This window comes from Shinella curvata (assembly GCF_022899935.1).
GTDB classification, from domain to species: Bacteria; Pseudomonadota; Alphaproteobacteria; order Rhizobiales; family Rhizobiaceae; genus Shinella; species Shinella curvata.
In genome coordinates this window covers 787,966-810,067 of record NZ_JALJCJ010000001.1, presented here as the reverse complement: position 1 = coordinate 810,067, position 22,102 = coordinate 787,966, and the positions used below count along the sequence as shown (strand labels likewise).

Below are 22,102 nucleotides of genomic sequence, written 5' to 3'. Positions count from 1 at the left end.
TTTTCAAAATTGAATTCACGACTTTTGACCTGCCAGCTTGCACATATCGCGCGGACGGAACACTTCAATTCAGACCTTAATATGGAAAAACTGAATCGATGGTGAACGTAACGTCAACGCAGTCTGCAAAAACTTGTGATCGGACTTTCCGCGCCGGCGAAAAATTGTGTGCCGACAGGGGGCTAACGGTGGCGTCGGTTAAACGTTCCCACTAGCATGCCCCGGTCTATAGCCCTTTGCCGGAGACCCGGATGACCTTCGCCCTGACCGCCGAAACGCCAGACCAGTCCTTCCGTCTCGAACTGACACCGCACTCGGCGCTGGACATCGGCAGCGCGCTCTTCCACGGCATCGACCTTGCGCCGGGATCGGCCATCCCCTCGGATGGCGATCCCCGCATCGACAAGGCACTGCCGGGCTTCTTGTTCACCTGCGGGCCGGACCACATCCGCCACCCGGTGCCGATCGAGGGTGCCACCGATGGCCAGCGTTATCCGCTGCACGGTTCGCTCTCCTCGCATCCGGCGAAGGATATTCTGATCGAGGAGGACGAGGGCGAAGTCATCTGCGAAGGGCGTGTCGCCGTTTCGCTCGCCCATGGCGGCACGGCGGAGCTGGTCCGCCGCTGGCGTGCCGACCGGCGCACCGGTCACATTACGCTTGACGATACCGTCTTCAACAGCGGTGAGAAGGCGTGGCCGCCTTTTGCCATGTACCACATCAATTTCGGCACCGGCCTTTTCGACGAGGCCACGCGGCTGACCGGCGCGATGCTGCCCGGCGGCAGCCTGCCGTGGCGCTTCGACGAGGGCGACATGGCGATCTTATGCGTGCCGGCGGCCGAGACGGCCGAACATGGCTGGGCGGAGATCGCAATAGGGCCGATCGCTTCGCTCGGTGGCCGCAGCATGGTGATCCGCTTCCGCACCGATACCTTGCCCTATCTCCAGGTCTGGCGGAACCAGTCGCCGGGCTGTGCCGTGCTCGGCATCGAGCCGGTGTCCCACCGGCTTGTTTCCCGCGAAGAGCTGATCGCTTCGGGTGAGGCAGAGGCGTTTTCGCAGGGTGAGAGCGTCGACTACGGCCTCTCCTTCGAGGTCCGCCAGATTTCGCATGATTGACGCTTGTTCGGTGCGGGCTTAAACGGGAGCGCACCAATCGCGAAAGGACTTGTCCATGGATATCCGTGAGATCAACGACGAATATTCCGTCTCCGGCCAGATCACCGTCGAGGACCTCGATGCGATCGCCGCCCTGGGCTTCAAGTCCATCGTCTGCCACCGCCCGGACCATGAGGAAGCGGGCCAGCCGGAATTTTCCGCCATCGCTGCCCGCGCCGAGGAGCTCGGCATCGGGACCGCCCATGTGCCCGTCGGCCCGATGGGCGTGACCGTGGAAGCCGTCAACGGCATGATGGACGCGCTCGACGACCTGCCGCGCCCGATGCTCGGCTATTGCCGCTCCGGCATGCGCTCGACCAAGACCTACGAGCAGGCCCAGCACCTTCGCGGCTGATAGGGAAAGGGGCGGTTTTCACCGCCCCTCGATAATTACTTCCCGCTGCGGATATCCGAAAGCGTGCGCGTCGGCGTGATCGCTTCGGGGTCGAGTTTCACCTCGATGATCGCCGGCTTGCCGCTGGCGCGGGCGCGCAGGAAGGCTGCCGCAAAATCTTCCGTCTTTTCCACCGTCTCGCCGTGACCGCCATAGGCGATGGCGAGTGCCGCGAAATCGGGATTGGTGAGATCCGTGGCGCTGACGCGGCCGGGATATTCCCGCTCCTGATGCATGCGGATCGTGCCGTAGATTCCGTTGTTCACGACGACGGTGATGATCGGCAGATTGTAGCGCACGGCGGTCGCAAATTCCTGGCCGTGCATCATGAAGCAGCCGTCACCGGCAAAGCAGATGACCTCGCGCTCCGGAAAGAGCTGCTTGGCGGCAACGGCGGCCGGCAGACCGTAGCCCATCGAACCCGATGTCGGCGCCGCCTGCGTGGCGAAACGGCGGAAGCGGTGGAAGCGGTGCACCCACGTCGCATAGTTGCCTGCGCCATTGGCGAAGATCGTGTCGTCGGCGACATTCTCCTCGAGCCAGGCCATAATCGGACCCATCTGCACGTCGCCGGGGCCGGCCATCGGCGGCGTTGACCACTTCAGGAAGGATTCGTGCATGGCGGCGGTACGTGCTGCCCAGCGCGGCGTGCTCTTCGGCGAGACGCCGTCCAGTGCCGCGATGAAATCCTCAGGGGCTGCGCAGATGGCGAGGTCCGGGCGATAGACGCGGCCGAGCTCGGACGGGTCGGGATAGACATGCACCAGCTTCTGCGCCGGGTAGGGGCTCTGCAGCAGGCTATAGGTGGAGGACGGCATTTCGGAATAGCGGCCGCCGAGCAGCAAGACGAGATCCGCTTCACGGATTTCCTTGCCCAGCGCCGGGTTGATGCCGATGCCGCTATCGCCGGCATAGTTGGGATGCTGGTGATCGAACAGCATCTGCCGGCGGAACGAACAGGAGACCGGCAGTGACCAGCGCACGGCAAAGTCCGTGAAGGCCGTGACGCTCTCCTGCGACCAGCGTGTGCCGCCGAGGATGACGAGCGGGCGCTCGGCGGTTTCGAGCAGGTTTGTCAGTTCGGCGATCTGCTTGCGGCCGGGATGGGCCTCGACCGGCATGTAAGCCTGCGGCTCGACCGTCTCGACTTCGTCCGTCAGCATGTCCTCCGGCAGCGCCAGCACGACCGGGCCGGGGCGACCCGAGGTGGCGACGGCGAAGGCCCGGGTCACGAATTCCGGAATGCGGCGGGCGTCATCGATCTCGGCCACCCACTTGGCGACTTCGGTGAAGGCGCGGCGGTATTCCACTTCCTGGAAGGCCTCGCGCTCGCGCGCATCACGCTGCACCTGGCCGATGAACAGGATCATCGGAATGGAATCCTGCCGTGCGATATGCAGGCCCGCCGAGGCATTGGTGGCGCCTGGGCCACGCGTCACCATGCAGATGCCGGGCTCGCCGGTCAGGCGTCCCCAGCAATCGGCCATCATCGCAGCACCACCTTCCTGGCGGCAGACGAGCACGTCCACATCCGTGTCATGCAGTGCATCGAGCACCGCGAGGTAGCTTTCGCCCGGCACGCAGGCGACGCGCTTGACGCCATTGGCAACGAGGGCGTCGACGATCAGCTGGCCACCGGTCTTCATGCGCTTTTCTTTCCTGCTTCGAGCGTTTCGAGTTCTGCCATCACGGCATCGGTATGTTCGCCGAGCCGCGGGCTGGGGCGATCGTAGACGAGCGGCGTGCCGGAGAAAACGATCGGGGTGCGCACGCCGGGAATGAGATTGCCGTCGGCATCCGGCAGGTCGACGCGCATGCCGCGTGCCTTGACCTGCGGGTCGTCAAAGGTTTCGGCAATCGAGTTGATCGGCCCGGCCGGCACACCTTCGCGTTCGCAGGCATCGAGCAGATCTGCCTTGCTGAGCGTGGCTGTGGCTTCCGTGACGAGACGGCGCACCTCGACCCGATTGGCGACGCGGGCACGGTTGGTGGCGAAGCGCTCGTCTTCGGGCACGCCTGCGAGCTTCAGGATGCCGCACAGCTTGCGGAACTGCCCGTCATTGCCGACGGCGAGGATGATGTGGCCGTCGGAGGCCGGCACGACCTCGTAGGGCGAGATGTTCGGATGCGCATTGCCGAGCCGCGTCGGCGCCTTGCCGGAGGCGAGGAAATTCATGTTCTGGTTTGCCATGACGGCGGACTGCACATCGAGCAGCGCCATATCGACATGCTGGCCTTCGCCGGTCTTCATGACATGGATGAGCGCGGCCTGGATGGCGGTGACGGCATAGATGCCGGTGAAGATATCGGCGATGGCGACGCCCGCCTTCATCGGCTCGCCATCCGGCGCGCCGGTCACCGACATGAAGCCGGACATGCCCTGCACGATGTAATCGTAGCCGGCGCGGGCGGCATAGGGGCCATCCTGGCCGAAGCCGGTGATCGAGCAATAGATCAGCTTGGGATGCTTCTTCGCGAGGCTCTGGTAGTCGAGGCCGTATTTGGTAAGGCCGCCGACCTTGAAGTTCTCGATGACGATGTCGGCCGTCGCGATGAGACGGTGAACAGTTTCCCGGCCTTCCTCCGTCTTCAGGTCGACGCTGATCGAGCGCTTGCCGCGGTTGGTGGAGTGATAGTAGGCGGCGGACAGGTTCTCGCCGTCCTTGCCCATGACGAAGGGCGGCCCCCAGGCACGGGTATCGTCGCCACCATCGGGGTTCTCGATCTTGATGACATCGGCACCGAGATCGGCCAGCATCTGGCCCGCCCAGGGGCCGGCCAGAACGCGCGCCAGCTCTATGACCCTGATGCCTGATAGCGGCAGGTTCGATTTCTCCATCGTGTACTCCTCCTAGGTGACCGGCGCAGAGCGACCGGCCGGCGGGCTTTTCGCCCGTTTTCCCTTGGATAACAAAAAGCCGGAAGGCACGAAAGCCGGAGGCCTGGAGAAGATCATGACGCCTCAGACTGACATCATGCCTGCCCAAGCGGTCGCCTTTGGCCTTTCTCAGATGGGAGCCGAGACGGGTGGTGTCGCCACGGATTTGTTGAGTTGGCGTTCGCGCCAGATGACATAGAGGCCCGACGCGATGATGATGGCGATCCCCAGCCATTTCAGCGCATCCGGCAGGTCGCCGAACACCCACCAGCCGAGGATCGTCGCCGAAACGATCTCGAGATATTGCAGCGGTGCCAGCGTGGACGCAGGCGCCGAGCGGTAGGCATAGACGCCGAGCACGCCGGCAATGGTGGCCGCGACGGCCGCGCCCGCAATGTAGAGCGTGTGCTGCATATCCGGCACGACGGGCGTCAGGAAGGAGATGCCCACGCTGCTGCCGACGAGAAGCAGCAGGCCGGCAATAACCGCACCCCAGAAACCGGCATAGAACTGCATGGACCACGGATCCTCCTTCTGCGCGACGAGCCGGGTCAGAAGGAAGAAGAGAGCGAGCGAAAAGGCGGCGACCACGGGCAGCAGCGCGATCAGTCCCACTTCCTGCAGGCTGGGCTGGATGACGAGCAGCGAGCCGAAGAACCCGACGCCACAGGCCGTGTAGCGCCGCCAGCCAATGGTTTCCCTGAGGAATATCGCGCTCAGGATGGTCAGGATGATCGGCTCGACGAAGAAGATGGCGATGGCGTCGGCGACCTCCATCACGGCAAGCGGTGTGACGAAGCTGATCATCGTGATTGCCATCAACAGGCCGCGCGCAGCATGGAGCCCCATTTTTCGCCAGGTGACGTCGAACAGCGTGCCACGGTAGAGACAGATCGGTGCAAGGACCGTCATCTGGAAGAGCAGGCGCACGAAGGTGATCTCGGTTGCCGGAACAGCCGTCACAGCGAGCTTGGCGAAGATGTCGATGATCGGCGATATGAGCACCGAGAGCACCATGAGGAGCAGCCCGAAGCCGATCTCCTGGCGCGGCGGCGTGATGGTGGATGAGGTCATGTGTGTTCCGCAACCCGTCGCTTTTCGGCGATGGCCCGCCGGCACCAGCCGGCAAAGGCTTCGATGGCGGGATCGCGCAGGCCAGGGCTTTCATTCAGCGTTTCGTGGCGCATTCCGCGATAGACCGTTGTCGTGACGTCCTCAAGCCGCGATTTTTTCAGTCGCTCGGCAAAGGCCAGCGTCGCCTTGCCGCCATCGGTGGCGGGATCCTCATCGCCGCCGACGAGATTGATCGGCAGATTTTTCGGAAGCCGTGAAAGGCCCTCTGCCGAGGCATCGGCAAAGGTGACGGCGAAGATGTCGATCCACATGGAGACATTGATATCGAAGCCGCACAGCGGGTCGGCGATATAGGCATCGACCTCGGCAGTGTCATGCGACAGCCAGTCGAAGGCGGTGCGATGTCCGGAAATCGTGTTGCCCCAGGCGGCGAAGGTGAGGCGGGGCAGGATGCCGCTCGGCACGTCGGAGCCCTTCAGCATGCGCTCGGCGGCGAGAACCACCTGCGCGATGCGCCCGGCAAAGCCGGGTTCTAGATTGGAATTCCACACGGCCAGCGCATCGATATCGGCCGGGTGCGTCTCGGCGAAGGCCAGCGCCATGAGCCCGCCCATCGAATGGCCGAACAGCACGATCGGCAGGCCGGGATGGCGGGAAACCGCATGATCGCGCACCGTCCGCATATCGGCGACCACCCGCGCAATGCCGTCGCGCGGCGCAAACTGGCCCAGCGGTGCGTCCGGTGCGGTGGTGAAACCGTGGCCGCGATGATCATGCGCATAGACATGCAGCCCTTCGTCCGCCATGCGCGCAGCAAAGGCGGCGTAGCGCGCGCTGTGTTCGGCCAGGCCGTGGCTCAGAAGAAGGATACCGCGCGCCTCGCCGCGTGCCGCCTCGTATCGCAGCGCCAGACTCGCCCCGCTAGCGCTCAGCGTCCTGGCCTCTGAAAACACGGCACTCCCTCCCATTTCCGACAGGTCAACGCGATTTGCCGTGCAAAGACAACGGGATGCGGCGTGTATTTTTGCATGCCCTCGCGTTTTTCGTGATTTTTCCGATTCATGGTTGCAATTTTGAGATTTTTGGTTGTATATGATCTTGTTTTGTTCTCATTCGGGAGCCGGTCATGATGACGAATGCTGCCTTGCCGTTCAAAGCCGTCCTTTCCTCTGTTCTCCTGTGTTTTGCCTGTCTGGTCGGTCCGCTTCCTGCTGCCGCGCAGTCGGTGCCTGCACCGGTCGTCATGCGTGAAGTGCTATCCGTCAGCTGGCAGCCCGGCTATTGCGCCGCGCGGCCGAAGAGCCGCGGCTGCGCCGATTTTGCGGCGACGTCCACCGCCGCGAAACAATTCTCGCTGCTCAGCCGCTTCCAGGCGAGAAAGAGCTATTGCGGCATCGATGCCGCGATCAGACAGAAGGCCCGTAAGGGCAAGTGGACGGACCTGCCGGATATCGCGCTCGCCTCCGGAACCAAGGATCGCTTGCTGGCGGCCATGCCCGCCGCGAAGTTCGGGCTCGACCGGCAGCAGTGGCTGAGAAGCGGCAGTTGCGTCGCCGCTTCGGCGGAAGCCTATTACAGCCGCTCGCTCGACCTGCTCGACCAGTTGAACGCTTCGCCGGTGCGTACCCTCTTTACCGGCAAGGCCGGGGCAGTGGTCACGCTGACGGAAGTGCGCGCTGCCTTCGACACGGCGTTCGGGCCCGATGCCGGCACGCGCGTGCGCCTGGCCTGCCGGAAAGGGCCGGATGGTCAACCCATCGTCATCGGCCTCACCATCGGTCTTGGGACAGGCGAAGGAAAGCTCGAGACGCTGATTGACGGCTCTTCACCAACCCGGTCGCGCTGCACCGAGGGCACGACGGGCGCCGCCAAGTCGGGCTAAAACGGGACTGGCGGCAGATGGATGGCGTGGGCGGGGATCGCGCACCGGCGGGACGGTTTGCTGCTTCAACGCCTCATGCGCTCGCCGACACGACGTTGCGAGGAACACGCATGGCCATTCGCCTGTGCGCCGCGGCTTTCACAGATTGCCGCGGGCGGAGAATTACCCTACATAGCGGGCAAATTTATCCGATCCGGAGCACGTTCGCATGGCACGCCAGTTCATCTATCATATGTCGGGGCTCAACAAGGCCTACGGCGCCAAGAAAATCCTCGAGAACGTCAACCTGTCGTTCTATCCCGATGCCAAGATCGGTATCCTTGGCCCGAACGGTGCGGGTAAGTCGACGGTGCTGCGCATCATCGCCGGTCAGGACAAGGAATATACCGGTGAAGCCTGGCTCGCCGAAGGCGCGACCGTGGGCTATCTCGAGCAGGAGCCGAAGCTCGATCCGGCCAAGACAGCTTTCGAAAACGTCATGGAAGGCGTGGCCGACAAGCAGGCCGTGCTCGACCGCTACAACGAACTGATGATGAACTATTCCGACGAGACGGCGGACGAAGGCGCCAAGCTCCAGGACATCATCGACAGCCAGAACCTCTGGGACCTGGAGCAGCAGGTCGAAATGGCGATGGAAGCCCTGCGCTGCCCGCCGAAGGATGCCGACGTCACGCTGCTCTCGGGTGGTGAACGCCGTCGTATCGCGCTCTGCCGCCTGCTCTTGTCGCAGCCGGACCTGCTTCTGCTCGACGAACCGACCAACCATCTCGACGCCGAAACCATCGCCTGGCTGGAAAAGCACCTGCGTGACTATCCGGGCGCCGTCATGATGATCACCCACGACCGTTACTTCCTCGACAACGTCACGGGCTGGATCCTTGAGCTCGACCGTGGCCGCGGCATCCCCTACGAAGGCAACTACTCGGCCTACCTGACGGCCAAGGCCAAGCGCATGCAGCAGGAAAGCCGTGAAGAGGCCGGCCGCCAGAAGGCGCTGTCGCGCGAACAGGAATGGATCGCCTCCAGCCCGAAGGCCCGCCAGGCCAAGTCCAAGGCCCGCATCAAGGCCTACGAACAGCTGGTCGATGCGGCGGAGAACATCCGGCCCGGCGACGCGCAGATCATCATCCCGGTTTCCGAACGCCTCGGCAACGTGGTCATCGAACTGGAAGGCATCAAGAAGGGTTTTGACGGCCGCTCGCTGATCAACGACCTGTCGATCAAGCTGCCGCCGGGCGGCATCGTCGGCATCATTGGCCCGAACGGCGCCGGCAAGTCGACGCTGTTCAAGATGATCACCGGCCAGGAAAAGCCGGATGCGGGTTCGATCCGCGTCGGCGATACCGTGCATCTCGGTTATGTCGACCAGAGCCGCGATGCGCTCGACGGCAACAAGACCGTCTGGGAGGAAATCTCCGGCGGTGCGGAAGTCGTCAAGCTCGGCAAGTTCGAAATGAACTCGCGCGCCTATTGCGGCGCCTTCAACTTCAAGGGCGGCGACCAGCAGCAGAAGGTCGGCAACCTCTCGGGTGGCCAGCGCAACCGCGTGCACCTCGCCAAGATGCTGAAGGCCGGCGGCAACGTTCTGCTGCTCGACGAACCGACCAACGACCTCGACACGGAAACGCTCGGTGCGCTGGAAAGTGCGCTTGAAAACTTCGCCGGTTGCGCGATCATCATCAGCCACGACCGCATGTTCCTCGACCGTCTGGCCACCCACATCCTGGCCTTCGAAGGTGACGGCCATGTCGAATGGTTCGAAGGCAATTTCGAGGACTACGAAGAGGACAAGGTCCGTCGTCTCGGCCCCGATGCCCTCAATCCCGGCAGCCAGGCTTACAAGCGCCTGACGCGCTGATCACGAGGCTGCCGGCAGGCGGCCATCGGCAAAATCGGGCCGATCATTCGGCTTCTCTGAAAAACCCCGGCTCGCCGGGGTTTTTCTTTGGGCCTGTTGATGGAAAGATCGGCGGTGTGGATTTGCCTTGCACAATGCGGATTAATCACATAAACATATCTTTATGTCTTGATTGGGAAGATCATGGGCGACAAACTCGGACTGGATGACATCGTGGAGATCCTGAAGGCGGCGGGCGAGCCGACGCGCCTTCGCCTGCTCGCGCTGCTGTCGCATGGCGACCTCACGGTGACGGACCTGACCGATATTCTCGGCCAGTCCCAGCCGCGCATCTCGCGCCATCTGAAGCTGCTCGCCGAGGCCGCGCTTGTCGATCGCTACCAGGAAGGGGCCTGGGCCTTCTTCCGTCTCAGTCAGGCTGGTCCGGCGGTGACGCTCGTGCGCCAGCTTCTCGATTCATCCGACCCGGTCGACGCGGTTCTGGCTCGCGACGACGAGCGGCTGCGGGCCCTCAAGAAGATCCGTTCCGACAAGGCGCAGGCCTATTTCAGCCGCAACGCGGCCGAGTGGGACGCGGTGCGGCGCCTGCATGTCAGCGAGGCCGAGGTCGAGGCGAAGCTCGCCGCGATGATCGGCACGGAGCCCGTCGACGGTTTCCTCGACCTTGGCACCGGTACGGGCCGTATCCTCCAGCTTTTCGAAGGTCTCTACCGTCGTGGCGTCGGTGTCGATGCCAGCCGCGACATGCTGGCGGTGGCGCGTGCCAACCTCGACCGCGCCGGCATCACCAAGGCGTCGATCCGCCATGGCGATATCTTCAACCTGCCGCTGGAGCGCGACGAATTCGACGTCGTGACGATCCATCAGGTGCTGCACTTCCTCGACGAGCCGGAAGCGGCGGTCGGGGAGGCGGCGCGCATGCTGGCGCCCGGCGGACGCCTTGCCATTATCGACCTTGCCCCCCATGCGCTGGAGCATCTGCGCGACGAGCACGCCCATATCCGTCTCGGCTTCTCGCACCAGACGATGTCGGAATGGCTGGAGAAAGCCGGTCTTGCCGTCGAGGAGGTCGTCGACCTCAAACCGGCGCATTCGGCCTCCGACGCGCTCACCGTTACCATCTGGCTTGCCCGCGATACCCGCGAACAGGCAGCCGACCCCATTGCCATCCGCAGGAGGAGTTGACATGACCAAGGCGACCGCCATCCCAGCCCGCAAGGACATCCGCCTGTCTTTCGAATTCTTCCCGCCGAAATCCGTGGAAGCCGAAGGACAGCTCTGGGAGACGGCCGCCGCGCTTTCGGCCTATGATCCGGGTTTCATGTCGGTTACCTACGGTGCCGGCGGCTCCACGAAGGAACCGACGCTGGCGACGGTTCGCCATCTCCTCGGAATGGGGCTTCCCGCCGCCTCGCATCTTACCTGCGTCGGCGCGACGAAGGCGGAGGTCAATGCCGTCGTCGCAGACTTCCAGGCTGTCGGCGTCAGGCACTTTGTCGCGCTGCGCGGCGATCCGCCGGGTGGCGTCGGCACGCCCTACCAGCCGCATCCCGGCGGATACGCCAATGCCGCCGAACTGGTGGCGGGCCTTCGCGGCCTCGCCGGTTTCGAAATCTCCGTTTCGGCTTACCCGGAAAAGCACCCGCAGAGCCCTGACGTCGCGGCTGACGTCGATATGCTCAAGCGCAAGGTGGATGCGGGCGCGACACGCGCGCTGACCCAGTTCTTCTTCGAGAACGATGATTTCGAACGGTATCTGGAGCGCGTGCGCAGGGCCGGTATCACCATCCCGATCGTGCCGGGCATCCTGCCGGTGCACAATCTCGCGCAGGTCCAGAAATTCGCCGGCCTCTGTGGCGCCAGTGTGCCCGGCTGGCTGGCGGACCGTCTCAGCCCGTTCGATGACCGGCCGCACGAGCGTGCCGCCGCGGCCATCGAGCTTGCGACGCGTCAGGTGGACGATCTTATCGCCCGCGGCATTTCGGAGTTCCACTTTTATACGATGAACCGCGCCGCGATGGTCTCGGCTGTGTGCGACGGCGTCGGTTTTGCGAGGAACGATCGCCAGCGTACAACGGGTGCTGCCGCCTAACGGGCAGGCCCTGCCGACAATGTCCGCAAAATGAAAATGCATGGCGCCGTTTCCGGGGCCATGCATTTCTTTTGAATAGGTATGGCAGGGTTTGTTGGTCTTGTTCCCGGCCTCTCTGACTGCGCTTGTGTCGCCTAGATAAAGATCATGGTGGCGACGAAGAGGAACGCTGCACTGATCATCAGAACATTCAAGGAATGTGTGAGTCCCATGGCTGACCTCCTTGCGTTTACCGGCCGATATTACGACCGAAAAAAGCGTGTTGGAAAGGCGTTTTGTTGCTGCGTTGCAACATCGGGGCGTGGCTTCGCAGTTATTAACAGTGCTAAATAATTGAATTTCCTGCGTTAATGTGCTTGCCGCAAAAAATTCACAATCCTTACCGGATGACGAGTGCCGACATTGTTCATTTACCATAGTGGTGCAGGTCGGCGCCGTAATCCCGGCAGATTAACAAAACGGTCAGCATGATCTTTTGTTCCCCGCAGGGTGAGTCGCTGGAGCATCTTCACGGCTTTTGATCAAGAACGCCGGTCTGCTGCCGGATTGCTTCAGCGGCTGCGCAGGTATGCGACAGCGCGCCCGTCGAGCACCACGAGGCCGAAAAGGACCAGCACCATGCCGAGAATACCGAGCGGCGTCAGCGTTTCGCCGAGGAAGAGCATGCCGGCGATGATCGCGCTTGGTGGAACGAGCAGGGTGACAAGCGAGGTGTTGGTGGCGCCGGCGGCGGCCATGATCCGGAAGAACAGGATATAGCCGTAGGCGGTGGAGACGAGCGCCAGCGCGAGCACGGCAAGGATGGCCGGCAACGGCGGCAAGGCGAGCTGCCACGGTGTGTCGAGCGCAAACGATACCGGCAGCATCAGAAGCGTGGAGGCCGTCAGCTGGCCGGCGGCGATGACCGGCGGAGCGGTGCCGCGGAAGCGCTTGCCGTAGGTTGCCGCAAAACCGTAGGAGACAGCCGCGAGAACGGGCAGGAGGACGGCCCAGAGCGGGGGACCGCCATCGCCGGAGGACGCGGCGCCGGTGAATGGTGCAAGCGCGCGCGGACCGATCAGAACGGCGGTGCCGACGAGACCGATCAGGCAGCCGGCGATCTTTTCGGACGAGAGCTTTTCGTCCGCCGTCAGCTGGTTGGCGATGAGCACCGTGAAGATCGGTGTCGTCGCGTTGAGGATGGACGCGAGGCCCGCGCCGATCTGCGTCTGCCCGAGAAAGATCAGCATATGCGGTACGGCATTGTTGATGAGCCCGAGCAGCAGGAATTCCCGCCAGCGGGCGCGGAGGGTTTGATAGATGCCCAAACGGCCGGCGACATAGATATGCAGGGCAAGCGCGGCGATGCCGACACGCAGCAGCACGAGCGTTGCCGGCGGTACGTGGCCGACGGCGACACGGGCGAAGAAAAACGAGCCACCCCAGATCATGCCGAGCAGCGCCAGCAGAGCCCAGGTTTGCGCGCTCATGCGGGCCGGTGCCGTCACCGAATTGTCCATCATTCCCCTCCCGGTCCATGCGCAATGAGAAAAGCGGCCGCCCGGTCCGACCGTGCCGCCGCTCTCAGTCTGCCTGCTGTCATAGCATCGGGGCGGGGAACCGCCACCCGATTTCCGTCAGAGCGCGGAAAGCAGGGCCTGCGTTGCCCAGCCGTCGGCGGGGAGACCAAGGCGCAGCTGTTCCTTCTGGATTGCCGCGCGCGTACCGGAGCCCAGAATGCCGTCGATCTTGCCGACGTCGTGGCCAAGGCTTTGCAGCCTGGTCTGCAACTGCTTCATGGCGTCCTCGGAAAGGCCCTCTTCGGGCGTGCCGCGCTCATAGGGCGGGGCGCCGGCAAGCCGGGTGGCGAAATAGGCGGCCGAGGTCGTGTAGATGAAGGACTGGTTCCATTCGAGATAGATGTTGAAGTTCGGGTAGGTCATGAAGGCGGGACCCTTGCGGCCCTGCGGCAAAACCACCGAGGCCTCGAGATTGCCGAAGGACGTGTCGCCGTCGCGCGGCCTGACGCCCAGCGCAAACCAGTCGGCAGCCTTCATGCCGGACTGCAGGCCGGTCTTTTCGAAGGGCAGGGCGTCGGGAATGGAGACTTCCTGGATCCAGGGCTGCCCCTTGGTAAAGCCGAGGCTCTGGATGAACTTCGCGGCCGTCAGGATCGCATCCGGCGAACTCCGCTTGACATCGACGTGGCCGTCGCCGTCGCCGTCCACGCCGAAGGCGATGATATCGCGCGGCAGCATCTGTACCTGGCCGATTTCGCCGGCCCAGGCGCCGGTCGTCCCGTTCGGGTCGAGATCACCGTGACCGACCATCTCGATGGCGGCGAGAAGCTGCGGGCGGAAGATTTCGGGGCGACGGCAGTCGTGAGCGAGTGTTACGAGGGCGTTGCGGGTGATGAAATCGCCCTGCACGGCGCCGAAATCGGTTTCCATGGCCCAGAAGGCGGCGATGACGGGGCCGGGCACGCCGAATTCCTGCTCGGCGCGGCTGAAGACGTCTGCGAGATCCTTCAGCTTCTTGCGGCCGATATCGAGGCGGGCCTGGCTGACGGTGCGCTTGGAGAATTCAAGGAAGGTCTGGCGGAAGACGCCCTGTGCACGGTCGCGCGACAGGACCTTCGGGTCGAGAGCGGCACCGGCGAGCGCCCGCTCGGCGACGTCGGCTGAAACGCCGAGCGCCTGGGCTTCGGCCTTCACGCCCTGAAGAAATGCGCCGAGATCGCCACCGCAAGCCGGTGCCGTGGCGCTTGCTGTCTGGGCATGCGCCGTGCCTGCGAAAAGAAGGGCCGTCAGGCCGGCTGCAAGTGTCGTCTTCAGGTTCAGCCGCATCTCAATGCTCCCTAAGGGTCCGTTGCCCTGGTGTCTTTGATGGTGTCCGTCGTCGCGAGTTTCGCCCGACAGGCTCTGGATTGCCCGGCTGTCTCAGATGAATGTGACGGAAGCAAGAAGAAAAGGGCAACCGTAGCGCGCGGCCTTCCTTTTTGCGCACTTGTTGGCGGACCTAAAGCGCGTCGCGATCTTCCAGACTAGCTCCTTGCGCTTTAGCGCCTTGTTTTTCCGCATGTCGTTACCGCAAAACCGCTGCACAACTTTGCGCGACATACGTTAGCGGGAGACCGAAGCGACCCACGTGTTCCAGTTCTTGGCGGAGCCGGCGAAGACGTTGATGTCCGTGTTCGTCGAAATGCCCGGCACGACGCCCGTCGAGGTGTACTGCCAGAACGCCCATTTGCGGGCCGAATAGATGTTTTCCGGATGGTTCGCCACCGAGCGCAGCCAGAAATGATAGCCTTCGAAATGGCCGACGAGATTGTCGCGGTGGAAATCGACCGTCGTGTAGATGATCGGCCGCTTCCCATAGTGCTTTTCGAGGCGGTCCATGAAGCGCTGCAGGGATGTGCGCACTTCGTCCGCCGGCGGGCGGGTCTTGCAGGTGGGCGAGGCCGGGTTCCATTCGGCATCCAGAACAGGGGGAAGCTGTACGGCTTCCTTGGGCACATTGGCGATGAACCAGTCGGCCTGGGCATCTGCCGTGGAGCAGAAATAATAGAAGTGATAGGGCGCATGCGCCACACCGGCCGAGCGCGCGCCGCGCCAGTATTCGGCAAAGCGGCTGTCGAGGCGGTCCGTGCCCTCGGTCGCCTTGAGGAAGGCGAAGGAGACGCCGCCATTCTTCACCGAAGGCCAGTCGATATCGCCGTTCCACTTGGAGACGTCGATGCCGTGCACCTGATGGCGATGCGGCGTACGGGCGCCGAAATCCTGCGGGTCCTTGTCTTCGAAGCGGGGCGGAACCGAAGCCGTCGACACGAGGTCGTAATCGGTGGTGGAGCAGGACGTGGCGAGGAGGGCGAGGGGCAGCAAAGCCAGAATGAGCCGACGCATGGAGGTCCCGTGTTTCGCGCGATTACCGATCCTGCCTCGAACGAAGCGGGCCGTAAAGGGGAGCGCGCGGGACAGATCCTCGACCTATCGCGGATTTTCGTAAAATTATGGTTAGCGGGTGGTTAAAACGGGCGGCGCTGGCGCCGCCCGGCCTGCCACCTCAGAATTTCATGCTGACGCCGAGCATGATCGAATGCGAATCGAGATCACCGTCCCGCCCGGCAGCCTGGAAGATGTCGGAACTGCGATAATCGGTGTAGCGGTACTCGAGGCGTCCGGCGACAGTATCGGTGAAGGCCTGCTCGACGCCGGCGCCGACCGTCCAGCCGTGCGACGTGTCCTTCTCCTTCACGCCCGTATTTACGTTTTCGAGCGCGGCATTTGTGAAGGCCCAGCCGCCCGTCGCATAGACAAGCGTGCGGTCGAAGGCATAACCGAGCCGCGCACGGACCGAACCGCCCCACTTCGTCTCTGCCTCGTAGGTCGTGCCGCCCGAAGAGAAGCGGTCGTTGTTGAAGTCGTGTTTGACGTCGGCTTCAACACCGTAGACCCAGCCGTCATTGAAGAAATTGTAGCCGGCGAAGGCACCGAGCGCGAAACCGCCGACGCGCTGGTCGATAGCCGGTGCAGGGCCGTCGGAATTGACGCCGGTCCAAGCATAGCCGGTGTTCACACCGACATAGAAACCGCCCCAGTCATAGACGCCGGGTGCGGCCTCCACGATGGGCGTTTCCACGGGCGGTTCGGCGATGGTCATGTCAGCCGCGAAAGCCGGCAGCGCGCTGGCGGTGACGAGGATGCCGGCGGCACCGAGAATGATCGATTTCATGTGATGGTCCTTTTCACTCGATACTCGCGCGAAGCCCCGCACGCGAATGACAACAGGTCCCGAACGCGCAAGGGCGGGGAGTGTTCCGAAGAAAAGAAGACCCACGGAATCTGGCAGGCAAACGCCAACCTTCGCTTAACACTCTGTCATTGTTTGTCGGCTAGAAACATCGACGGACCGATGGCGGTTCACGCGCACCCTGTTGTCATGATAACAACGGTTTAGGGTTACATGATGTTGAAAACCTTGTTGCCGAGGATCGAGCAACGCTATGCGTTGACGGGGTCTGTCTTCGGAGCTTTCCTTCCGACCCTGTGCTTTGCCGCCGACCAGCTTCTGCGTGATGCGACGCAGGCAAGTCTCTTCGGCTTTTCTGCTCCCACCGCGACGGCTCTCGCTCTCATGCCGGTTTTCTTCGGCGTCGGCTTCTACCAGATCGGCCGCTCCAAGGCGCAACTCATCGATGAGCTTGCCCAGCGGCGCCGGACGGAGCAGCGGCTGTCGCACGATGCCTATCACGACCGGTTGACTGGGCTTGGCAATCGCTTCTGCCTGGAGCGGGACATCCAGGCTGCGGTGGAGGAAGGGGACGAGGATGCGCGGCCGGCGCTGCTGCTGATCGATCTTGATCGCTTCAAGTTCGTCAATGACAGCCTCGGCCATGATGCCGGCGACGCTCTGCTGGCGGCGATCGCCGAGCGGCTGCGGCGTGCCCTTTCCGCGGTGGCCCGCGTCTATCGGCTCGGCGGCGACGAGTTCGTGGTGACGATCGCGGGGCACCCGTCCGAGGGCAAGATCGAGAATGTCTGCCGCACGATCTGCAGGCTCTTCGAGGAGCCGTTCGAACTGAAGCGAAACCGTGTCACCAGCGGCTGCAGCATCGGCGTGACCTTCATGGAGGCGCACGATACCTCCATGTCCGAATTGCTGAAGCGGGCCGATGTCGCGCTCTATGAAGCGAAAGAGGCCCATGGCAGCGGCTTTCGTTTCTTCGATGCCGCCCTTGCCGCCGACGTGCTGGCGCGGGCGGAAATCGAGCGCGATCTCGCCAGGGCGATCGATGCGGGCGAATTGTTCCTCGAATACCAGCCGATCGTCGGCGTGGAGAGCCGCGCTGTGCGTTCCTTCGAGGCGCTGCTGCGCTGGCAGCATCCCGAAAAGGGACGGATCATGCCGGCGGTCTTCATTCCGGTCGCGGAAAAGACCGGTCTTATCCTGCCGCTTGGCAACTGGGTGGTGCGGGAGGCCTGCCGCGAGGCGGCCAACTGGCCGGCGCCGGCGGGTGTCGCCGTCAATGTCGTCGGGGACCAGTTCAAGGATAGCGCCTTCGTCGACTATGTGAAGCAGTGCCTTGTCGAGGCCGGGCTGGCGCCGGGGCGCCTGACGATCGAGGTGACGGAATCGGTCTTTTCCGTCGACGAGACCGTCATCCGCGAAAGCCTGTGCGAGTTGCGCGACCATGGGGTCCGTGTCGCGCTCGACGATTTCGGCGTCGGCTTTTCCTCGATCAACAATCTCAGGGCTTTCCCCATCGACCAGCTGAAGATCGATCGCTCCTTCGCGCGGGCGATGATGGAGACCAGGCGCGATGCCGAGCTTGTCGACATCATTCTCAAGCTTGGCCAGACTTTCCAGGTCGCGACGACGGTGGAAGGGATCGAGACCGAAGGCCAGCTCGAATTCATCCGCCAGCGCGGCGCCTCCGAGGCACAGGGATTCCTGATTTCCGCGCCGGTCGGCGCAGACGATGTCCGGCGTCTTCTTTTGAAAACGGAGAGCCGGCTTTCCGCCTGAAGTGCAAAAAGCCTTTTCATGACAGTCAAATCCTGCTTGTCTCAGGGTTGGACGGAGGGGCCTCGATGAGACGATTCTACAGGCTGGCCGCTTGGGTGCTTTCGCTTCTTGCCCTTGCCATCGTGGTGGCGGCGAGCTGGCTGATCGTATCACCGCCCGCGCTGCTCAGTGTCGGTTCCGGCTATGCGGCCAAGATCGTCTGCTCCAGCGTCTTCATTTCCGGCAGGGATGCCCGAGAGGTCATGGCCGAGGATGTGCAGGCGCCCGGTCACCCGCTGCTGAAGCTGATGCGGCAGGATGTCGATTTCTCGGAAAAGACGGTGACGACCCATCTTTTCGGCATTTTCGCGCCGGGTTATGCCGCCTGGCATGAGGGGTTCGGCTGCTCCAGCGTGCCGGATGGCGACTTCCGCGCTGCGCAGCAGGCGACCTCTGACGTCCGGCTGCCGAAAATCCCGATGGGTGATCCCGCGATCCTCTGGCCGGAGGGCGAAGCTGTGACGGTGGATGCGGCGATCGCCACGCTGCTTGAGGATGGCGAACTGACCGGTCCCGGCATGCGTGCAACCGTCGTGGTGCACGATGGCCGCATCGTCGCGGAAGCCTATGGCGATGATTTCGATGCCGCGACACCGCTTCTCGGCTGGTCTATGACCAAGTCGGTCAACGCCGCCCTGGTGGGCCGGTTGATGCAGGCGGGTGCGCTGTCACCGCAACTCGATAACCTCTTCCCGGAATGGCGTGGTGACGCGCGCTCCACCATCACGCTCGGCCAGCTGCTTGCCATGGAAAGCGGACTTGCCTTCAACGAGAACTACGGCGACGTCGCCGATGTCACGCGCATGCTCTATCTCGAACCCGATATGACGCGCTTCGTGCTGTCGCTGCCCTCTGAAGCCAATCCCGGCGAGCGGTTCAACTATTCCAGCGGCACGGCCCTGCTTTTGTCGCGTATCTGGATGAGCGCGCTGTCCGGGCGCAGCCAGGCCCTGTCCTTCCCGACGAAAGCGCTGTTTGCACCGCTCGGCATGGCAAGCGCCGTGCTGGAGCCGGACGAGACCGGCATATTCGTCGGCTCATCCTACATGTATGCGACAGCGCGGGACTGGGCGCGGTTTTCCCTGTTGCTCCTGAACGACGGTGTTTGGAAGGGAGAGCGGCTGTTGCCGGAAGGGTTCGTCACGGCCATGGGAACACCAGGCAAGGCGTCCGGCGGCACCTATAGCCAGATGCAGACCTGGCTCAAGGGGCCGGGTGCCAAGAGCGATGCCGAGCATGGTCTGCCGGCCGATACGTTCTGGCTCCGCGGGCATGACGGGCAATCGGCCACCATCATACCTTCGCGGAAGCTTGCGGTCATCAGGCTGGGGCTGACGCCCTCGAAGCTCGGCTATGAGCCCCAGCCGCTGATCAGGCACATCCTCGATATCGTGGATGCGCAGGCAGGGACGGCTCAGGCGCCGACCTGAGCGATCCAGTCGTTGAGATTGTAGGTGTTGGAGATGCGGGCAACCTTGCCGTCGCGGATTTCGAAGAAGGCGCCGGCCGGCAGCACATAGGTCTGACCGTTAGCTTCCGGCAGGCCCTCGTCGGTGGCGAGATACTGGCCGTTGACGACGAATTCGGCCGCACCCCGCCGGCCGTCATCGCTCGACATGATGACGATGTCGGTCAGCGTTTCGCGGTAGCTACGGTTCATGTGCGCCATGAAGTCACGGAAAGCGTCCTTGCCGACCTGTCGGCCACCCTGATTGATGTCGTGGACGACATCGTCATGCAAGAGATCGAAGAAGGCCTCCATATCCTGCCTGTTGAAAGCATCGTAATAGGCGCGGATCGTCTCTTTTGCTGGCATGTCATCCCTCATATCGTTGTCGGATGGGCGAACCCGCCCGTCTTATAGCATTGTTCAAACCGTTGGGAACGTTCACGGATCATGCAGATCAAAGTTATCCATGGCGAGGCCGTGACGCCTTACATCGCAGATCTCGCGCAGCTTCGCACCACCGTCTTCCGCGCCTTTCCCTATCTTTATGAAGGTAGCGAGGACTACGAGGCGTCCTATCTCGCGACTTATGCGCAATCGCCCGAAAGCCTCTTCGTGCTGGCGCTCGATGGCGAGACGATTGTCGGTGCCTCGACTGGCGTGCCGATGACGGATGCGTCCGATGTGTTCAAGGTGCCGTTCGTGGCTGCGGGCATCGATCCGGAAAAGGTGTTCTACTTCGGCGAATCCGTCCTGCTGTCGACCTATCGGGGCAGGGGACTCGGCGTGCGTTTCTTCGAAGAACGCGAAGCCTATGCGCGCCGGCTTGGCCGGTTCGACTGGTGTGCCTTCTGCGCCGTCGAGCGCCCGAGCGATCACCCGCTCCGTCCGGCAGACTATGCGCCTCTCGACGAATTCTGGGGCAAGCGCGGCTATGCGCACCGTGCGGATCTACGCACGATGCTGGCCTGGCAGGATATAGGTGAGACCGACGAGACGGAAAAGCCGATGTCGTTCTGGCTGAAGCCGGTGCTGTAAACGTATCTGGGCGAAGGCCGGCTTAACGCAGGCCGGTCTCGTCGAGCAGGCCCTTGCGCTTGGCATGATAGTAATAGCCGGCGGCATAGAGGCGCACGGCGCCGTCGTTCTTGTCGTCAGCCACCATCCAGGCGCCACGCAGATACTTGCCGGCATATTTGATGTTCGTCTCGGCATCGAACAGGCCTTCGGCCGGGCCTTCGTAGCCCATGCTCTTGGCGGTCGAATACTTGATCTGCATCAGGCCGTAGTGGCCGCGGTTGAAGGCGCGCGGATTATAGGTGCTTTCACGCTTCACGACGCGATGCAGGAGCGATTCCGGAATGCCGTAGAGGCTGGCATACTTCGTGATGAGCGCGTCGATCGGCGTGCCGGATTTCTTGAAGGGCTGCTCGGCCTGCGGAACGACCAGGCGTGTTTCCGTTGTCAGAACCGCGTTGCTGATCATCGCGGGCTTGGCCATCGGCACGATCTTGTGGGTGGCGACGAGCTGCTCGAGACCTTCCGGTTCGCCGCTGTCGAAGCCCGGCTCCATGACCGAGACGCCGATTACGGTGTCGTAGGTCTGCGTTGCCGCCATATCGGCGCTCGCCACCTCGACCGTGTTGCCGGCAAGGGCGGCGGTCGCGGCTGCCGCACCCGTCATGCTCCTGGACTCGGCCAGCGCCGAGACCGGAACGGCGCCTGCGGCGTCGCCCGCAACGGCGATCGGCGTCGGCAGGGCTGCCGCGGTGTTTTCCGTGCCCGGCTTTGCGGCCGGCAGGGCGGCATAGGCGACTTCGGTCGTCGTGCCGTCGGCCGCGGCGAGATCCGTGGTCGTCGTGGAGGTCGGCTTCACCGTTCGCGCCGTCGTCGCATCGTCGGCAACGCTGGCGCAGCCGGCAAGCGTTACAAGAAGGCCGGCGCAGGCAAGCGTGGCAAGGCGTGCCGGACGGGAAGCGGGGGTGTCAGCCATGGTCGTCGCTCTCGGTTTGCTGGGGTGCGAGGCGCCGAAACGCCCCCGCTTTTGCAAATCAATCGGCCGTGGCCGTGCCTCGCTCATAGCCGATCGGGCCGAAAGCGGCAACCCGCAGAGTTACCGATGCGTCATGCCGCCGCCCGCTTGAGGCCGGCGGTGAGCAATCCGGCGCCGATCAGGAGCGTGCCGCCCGTGCGGTTGACGACCTTCTGGACCGAGGGTTTACGGATGGTTTTGCGTGCGGCGGACGCGAGAAGCGCGTAGGAGAAGGCGTTCAGCGTGGCGAGCACGAGGAAGGTGATTTCGAAGATCACCATCTGCGGAAGCATCGGCCGCGAGAGATCGAGGAACTGCGGCAGGAACGCGACGAAGAACACGATGCTCTTGGGGTTGAGCGCCGTCACCACATAGGCATGAGCGAAGATGCGGAAGGGTTTTTCCTCCGCCGGCGTCTCGCCCTCCGCCCCAACGGAGACGGGTGCGCGCCAGAGCTTGATGCCGAGCCAGATGAGATAGGCCGCACCCACCCATTTCAGCACGGTGAAGATCGCCGCCGAGGTGGCGAGCAATGCGCCGAGGCCGAGCATGGAGGCGGTCATGGCGGTGAAATCGCCGAGAGCGACACCTGCGACGGTCGCACCGGCCGTCTTGCGGCCGTGCCCGAGCGCATAGGAGATGACAAGCAGGATCGTCGGGCCGGGAATGGCCAGCATGACGGCGGATGCGGCGGCGAAGGCAAGCCAATGTTCGAAGGACATGAAAAACTCCCCGGATCGAG

The 22,102-nt window shown here is 63.4% G+C and carries 20 protein-coding genes; 9 read left to right on the top strand and 11 right to left on the bottom strand.

The features are described from left to right. Nucleotides 1-251: 251 nt before the first annotated feature. Together MUU55_RS03890 and MUU55_RS03885 are read left to right on the top strand one after the other, a co-directional pair. Nucleotides 252-1,121: a DUF4432 family protein gene (locus tag MUU55_RS03890; RefSeq protein ID WP_244759436.1), complete on the top strand. Its 870-nt coding sequence runs from the start codon at nt 252-254 to the stop codon at nt 1,119-1,121. Nucleotides 1,122-1,176: 55 nt separating this feature from the next. Next, nucleotides 1,177-1,515: a protein tyrosine phosphatase family protein gene (locus MUU55_RS03885; protein ID WP_244759435.1), complete on the top strand. Its 339-nt coding sequence runs from the start codon at nt 1,177-1,179 to the stop codon at nt 1,513-1,515. Nucleotides 1,516-1,550: 35 nt separating this feature from the next. Here MUU55_RS03885 and MUU55_RS03880 read toward each other — a convergent pair whose 3' ends face one another. From MUU55_RS03880 to MUU55_RS03865, 4 genes are all read right to left on the bottom strand, one after another. Next, nucleotides 1,551-3,200 carry a thiamine pyrophosphate-binding protein gene (locus MUU55_RS03880; RefSeq protein ID WP_244759434.1) on the bottom strand — a complete coding sequence of 550 codons (1,650 nt, stop codon included), beginning with the start codon at nt 3,198-3,200 and terminating at the stop codon, nt 1,551-1,553. Then, nucleotides 3,197-4,393: a succinate--glutarate CoA-transferase gene (gene caiB / locus MUU55_RS03875; RefSeq protein ID WP_244759433.1), complete on the bottom strand. Its 1,197-nt coding sequence runs from the start codon at nt 4,391-4,393 to the stop codon at nt 3,197-3,199. Before caiB ends, MUU55_RS03880 begins: the two co-directional genes overlap by 4 nt. A gap of 168 nt (nt 4,394-4,561) precedes the next feature. Then, nucleotides 4,562-5,506, bottom strand: coding sequence for a DMT family transporter (locus MUU55_RS03870; protein WP_244759432.1), 945 nt, complete (start codon nt 5,504-5,506; stop codon nt 4,562-4,564). Beyond that, nucleotides 5,503-6,459, bottom strand: a complete 957-nt coding sequence (locus tag MUU55_RS03865) for an alpha/beta fold hydrolase (RefSeq protein ID WP_244759431.1) — start codon at nt 6,457-6,459, stop codon at nt 5,503-5,505. Before MUU55_RS03865 ends, MUU55_RS03870 begins: the two co-directional genes overlap by 4 nt. A 173-nt stretch (nt 6,460-6,632) precedes the next feature. Here MUU55_RS03865 and MUU55_RS03860 point away from each other — a divergent pair, with 173 nt between their 5' ends. The 4 genes from MUU55_RS03860 (at nt 6,633) to metF (ending at nt 11,338) form a co-directional block, all read left to right on the top strand. Beyond that, nucleotides 6,633-7,388, top strand: a complete 756-nt coding sequence (locus MUU55_RS03860; RefSeq protein ID WP_244759430.1) for a ribonuclease T2 family protein — start codon at nt 6,633-6,635, stop codon at nt 7,386-7,388. A gap of 208 nt (nt 7,389-7,596) precedes the next feature. Beyond that, nucleotides 7,597-9,246, top strand: a complete 1,650-nt coding sequence (ettA, locus tag MUU55_RS03855; protein WP_244759429.1) for an energy-dependent translational throttle protein EttA — start codon at nt 7,597-7,599, stop codon at nt 9,244-9,246. A gap of 183 nt (nt 9,247-9,429) precedes the next feature. After that, nucleotides 9,430-10,431 (top strand): ArsR/SmtB family transcription factor, encoded by a 1,002-nt coding sequence (locus MUU55_RS03850; protein ID WP_244759428.1) that lies wholly within the window; start codon nt 9,430-9,432, stop codon nt 10,429-10,431. A 1-nt stretch (nt 10,432) separates the two neighbouring features. Further along, nucleotides 10,433-11,338, top strand: coding sequence for a methylenetetrahydrofolate reductase [NAD(P)H] (gene metF, locus MUU55_RS03845; protein WP_244759427.1), 906 nt, complete (start codon nt 10,433-10,435; stop codon nt 11,336-11,338). Between the two features lie 551 nt (nt 11,339-11,889). Here metF and MUU55_RS03840 read toward each other — a convergent pair. The 4 genes from MUU55_RS03840 to MUU55_RS03825 form a co-directional block, all read right to left on the bottom strand. Continuing rightward, nucleotides 11,890-12,840, bottom strand: a complete 951-nt coding sequence (locus tag MUU55_RS03840; protein WP_244759426.1) for a DMT family transporter — start codon at nt 12,838-12,840, stop codon at nt 11,890-11,892. Between the two features lie 114 nt (nt 12,841-12,954). Beyond that, nucleotides 12,955-14,163 carry a lytic murein transglycosylase gene (locus MUU55_RS03835; RefSeq protein WP_244759425.1) on the bottom strand — a complete coding sequence of 403 codons (1,209 nt, stop codon included), beginning with the start codon at nt 14,161-14,163 and terminating at the stop codon, nt 12,955-12,957. 276 nt (nt 14,164-14,439) lie between these two features. Next, nucleotides 14,440-15,219 carry a glycoside hydrolase family 25 protein gene (locus MUU55_RS03830; protein ID WP_244759424.1) on the bottom strand — a complete coding sequence of 260 codons (780 nt, stop codon included), beginning with the start codon at nt 15,217-15,219 and terminating at the stop codon, nt 14,440-14,442. Between the two features lie 160 nt (nt 15,220-15,379). Then, nucleotides 15,380-16,048 carry an outer membrane protein gene (locus MUU55_RS03825; RefSeq protein WP_244759423.1) on the bottom strand — a complete coding sequence of 223 codons (669 nt, stop codon included), beginning with the start codon at nt 16,046-16,048 and terminating at the stop codon, nt 15,380-15,382. A 231-nt stretch (nt 16,049-16,279) separates the two neighbouring features. On the opposite strand from MUU55_RS03825, the gene MUU55_RS03820 reads away from it, so the two are divergent. Beyond that, nucleotides 16,280-17,842, top strand: a complete 1,563-nt coding sequence (locus MUU55_RS03820) for a putative bifunctional diguanylate cyclase/phosphodiesterase (RefSeq protein WP_244759422.1) — start codon at nt 16,280-16,282, stop codon at nt 17,840-17,842. Nucleotides 17,843-17,907: 65 nt separating this feature from the next. Next, complete coding sequence (locus tag MUU55_RS03815) at nt 17,908-19,311, top strand: serine hydrolase domain-containing protein (protein ID WP_244759421.1); 1,404 nt, start codon at nt 17,908-17,910, stop codon at nt 19,309-19,311. On the opposite strand, the gene MUU55_RS03810 is transcribed toward MUU55_RS03815, so the two are convergent. Then, complete coding sequence (locus MUU55_RS03810; protein ID WP_244759420.1) at nt 19,296-19,697, bottom strand: ketosteroid isomerase-related protein; 402 nt, start codon at nt 19,695-19,697, stop codon at nt 19,296-19,298. The two genes, MUU55_RS03815 and MUU55_RS03810, sit on opposite strands and share 16 nt — an antisense overlap. Nucleotides 19,698-19,778: 81 nt before the next feature. On the opposite strand from MUU55_RS03810, the gene MUU55_RS03805 reads away from it, so the two are divergent. Continuing rightward, the gene (locus tag MUU55_RS03805) at nt 19,779-20,366 is read left to right on the top strand and encodes a GNAT family N-acetyltransferase (RefSeq protein WP_244759419.1); all 588 of its coding nucleotides are present in this window, start codon (nt 19,779-19,781) and stop codon (nt 20,364-20,366) included. 22 nt (nt 20,367-20,388) lie between these two features. On the opposite strand, the gene MUU55_RS03800 is transcribed toward MUU55_RS03805, so the two are convergent. Then, on the bottom strand, nt 20,389-21,321 hold the full coding sequence (locus tag MUU55_RS03800) for a lytic transglycosylase domain-containing protein (protein ID WP_244759418.1): 933 nt from the start codon (nt 21,319-21,321) through the stop codon (nt 20,389-20,391). A gap of 131 nt (nt 21,322-21,452) precedes the next feature. Next, on the bottom strand, nt 21,453-22,082 hold the full coding sequence (locus tag MUU55_RS03795; RefSeq protein WP_244759417.1) for a LysE family translocator: 630 nt from the start codon (nt 22,080-22,082) through the stop codon (nt 21,453-21,455). Between the last annotated feature and the right edge of the window lie 20 nt (nt 22,083-22,102).

Excerpts from the sequence above, each read along its gene's own strand:
- MUU55_RS03860 (WP_244759430.1), top strand. The coding sequence starts at position 6,633 with ATGATGACGAATGCTGCCTTGCCGTTCAAAGCCGTCCTTTCCTCTGTT.
- MUU55_RS03880 (WP_244759434.1), bottom strand. The coding sequence starts at position 3,200 with ATGAAGACCGGTGGCCAGCTGATCGTCGACGCCCTCGTTGCCAATGGC.
- MUU55_RS03825 (WP_244759423.1), bottom strand. The coding sequence starts at position 16,048 with ATGAAATCGATCATTCTCGGTGCCGCCGGCATCCTCGTCACCGCCAGC.
- caiB (WP_244759433.1), bottom strand. The coding sequence starts at position 4,393 with ATGGAGAAATCGAACCTGCCGCTATCAGGCATCAGGGTCATAGAGCTG.
- MUU55_RS03840 (WP_244759426.1), bottom strand. The coding sequence starts at position 12,840 with ATGATGGACAATTCGGTGACGGCACCGGCCCGCATGAGCGCGCAAACC.
- MUU55_RS03820 (WP_244759422.1), top strand. The coding sequence starts at position 16,280 with ATGATGTTGAAAACCTTGTTGCCGAGGATCGAGCAACGCTATGCGTTG.
- MUU55_RS03850 (WP_244759428.1), top strand. The coding sequence starts at position 9,430 with ATGGGCGACAAACTCGGACTGGATGACATCGTGGAGATCCTGAAGGCG.
- MUU55_RS03805 (WP_244759419.1), top strand. The coding sequence starts at position 19,779 with ATGCAGATCAAAGTTATCCATGGCGAGGCCGTGACGCCTTACATCGCA.
- MUU55_RS03830 (WP_244759424.1), bottom strand. The coding sequence starts at position 15,219 with ATGCGTCGGCTCATTCTGGCTTTGCTGCCCCTCGCCCTCCTCGCCACG.
- ettA (WP_244759429.1), top strand. The coding sequence starts at position 7,597 with ATGGCACGCCAGTTCATCTATCATATGTCGGGGCTCAACAAGGCCTAC.
- MUU55_RS03815 (WP_244759421.1), top strand. The coding sequence starts at position 17,908 with ATGAGACGATTCTACAGGCTGGCCGCTTGGGTGCTTTCGCTTCTTGCC.
- MUU55_RS03835 (WP_244759425.1), bottom strand. The coding sequence starts at position 14,163 with ATGCGGCTGAACCTGAAGACGACACTTGCAGCCGGCCTGACGGCCCTT.
- MUU55_RS03810 (WP_244759420.1), bottom strand. The coding sequence starts at position 19,697 with ATGCCAGCAAAAGAGACGATCCGCGCCTATTACGATGCTTTCAACAGG.
- MUU55_RS03890 (WP_244759436.1), top strand. The coding sequence starts at position 252 with ATGACCTTCGCCCTGACCGCCGAAACGCCAGACCAGTCCTTCCGTCTC.
- MUU55_RS03885 (WP_244759435.1), top strand. The coding sequence starts at position 1,177 with ATGGATATCCGTGAGATCAACGACGAATATTCCGTCTCCGGCCAGATC.
- MUU55_RS03795 (WP_244759417.1), bottom strand. The coding sequence starts at position 22,082 with ATGTCCTTCGAACATTGGCTTGCCTTCGCCGCCGCATCCGCCGTCATG.
- MUU55_RS03870 (WP_244759432.1), bottom strand. The coding sequence starts at position 5,506 with ATGACCTCATCCACCATCACGCCGCCGCGCCAGGAGATCGGCTTCGGG.
- metF (WP_244759427.1), top strand. The coding sequence starts at position 10,433 with ATGACCAAGGCGACCGCCATCCCAGCCCGCAAGGACATCCGCCTGTCT.
- MUU55_RS03800 (WP_244759418.1), bottom strand. The coding sequence starts at position 21,321 with ATGGCTGACACCCCCGCTTCCCGTCCGGCACGCCTTGCCACGCTTGCC.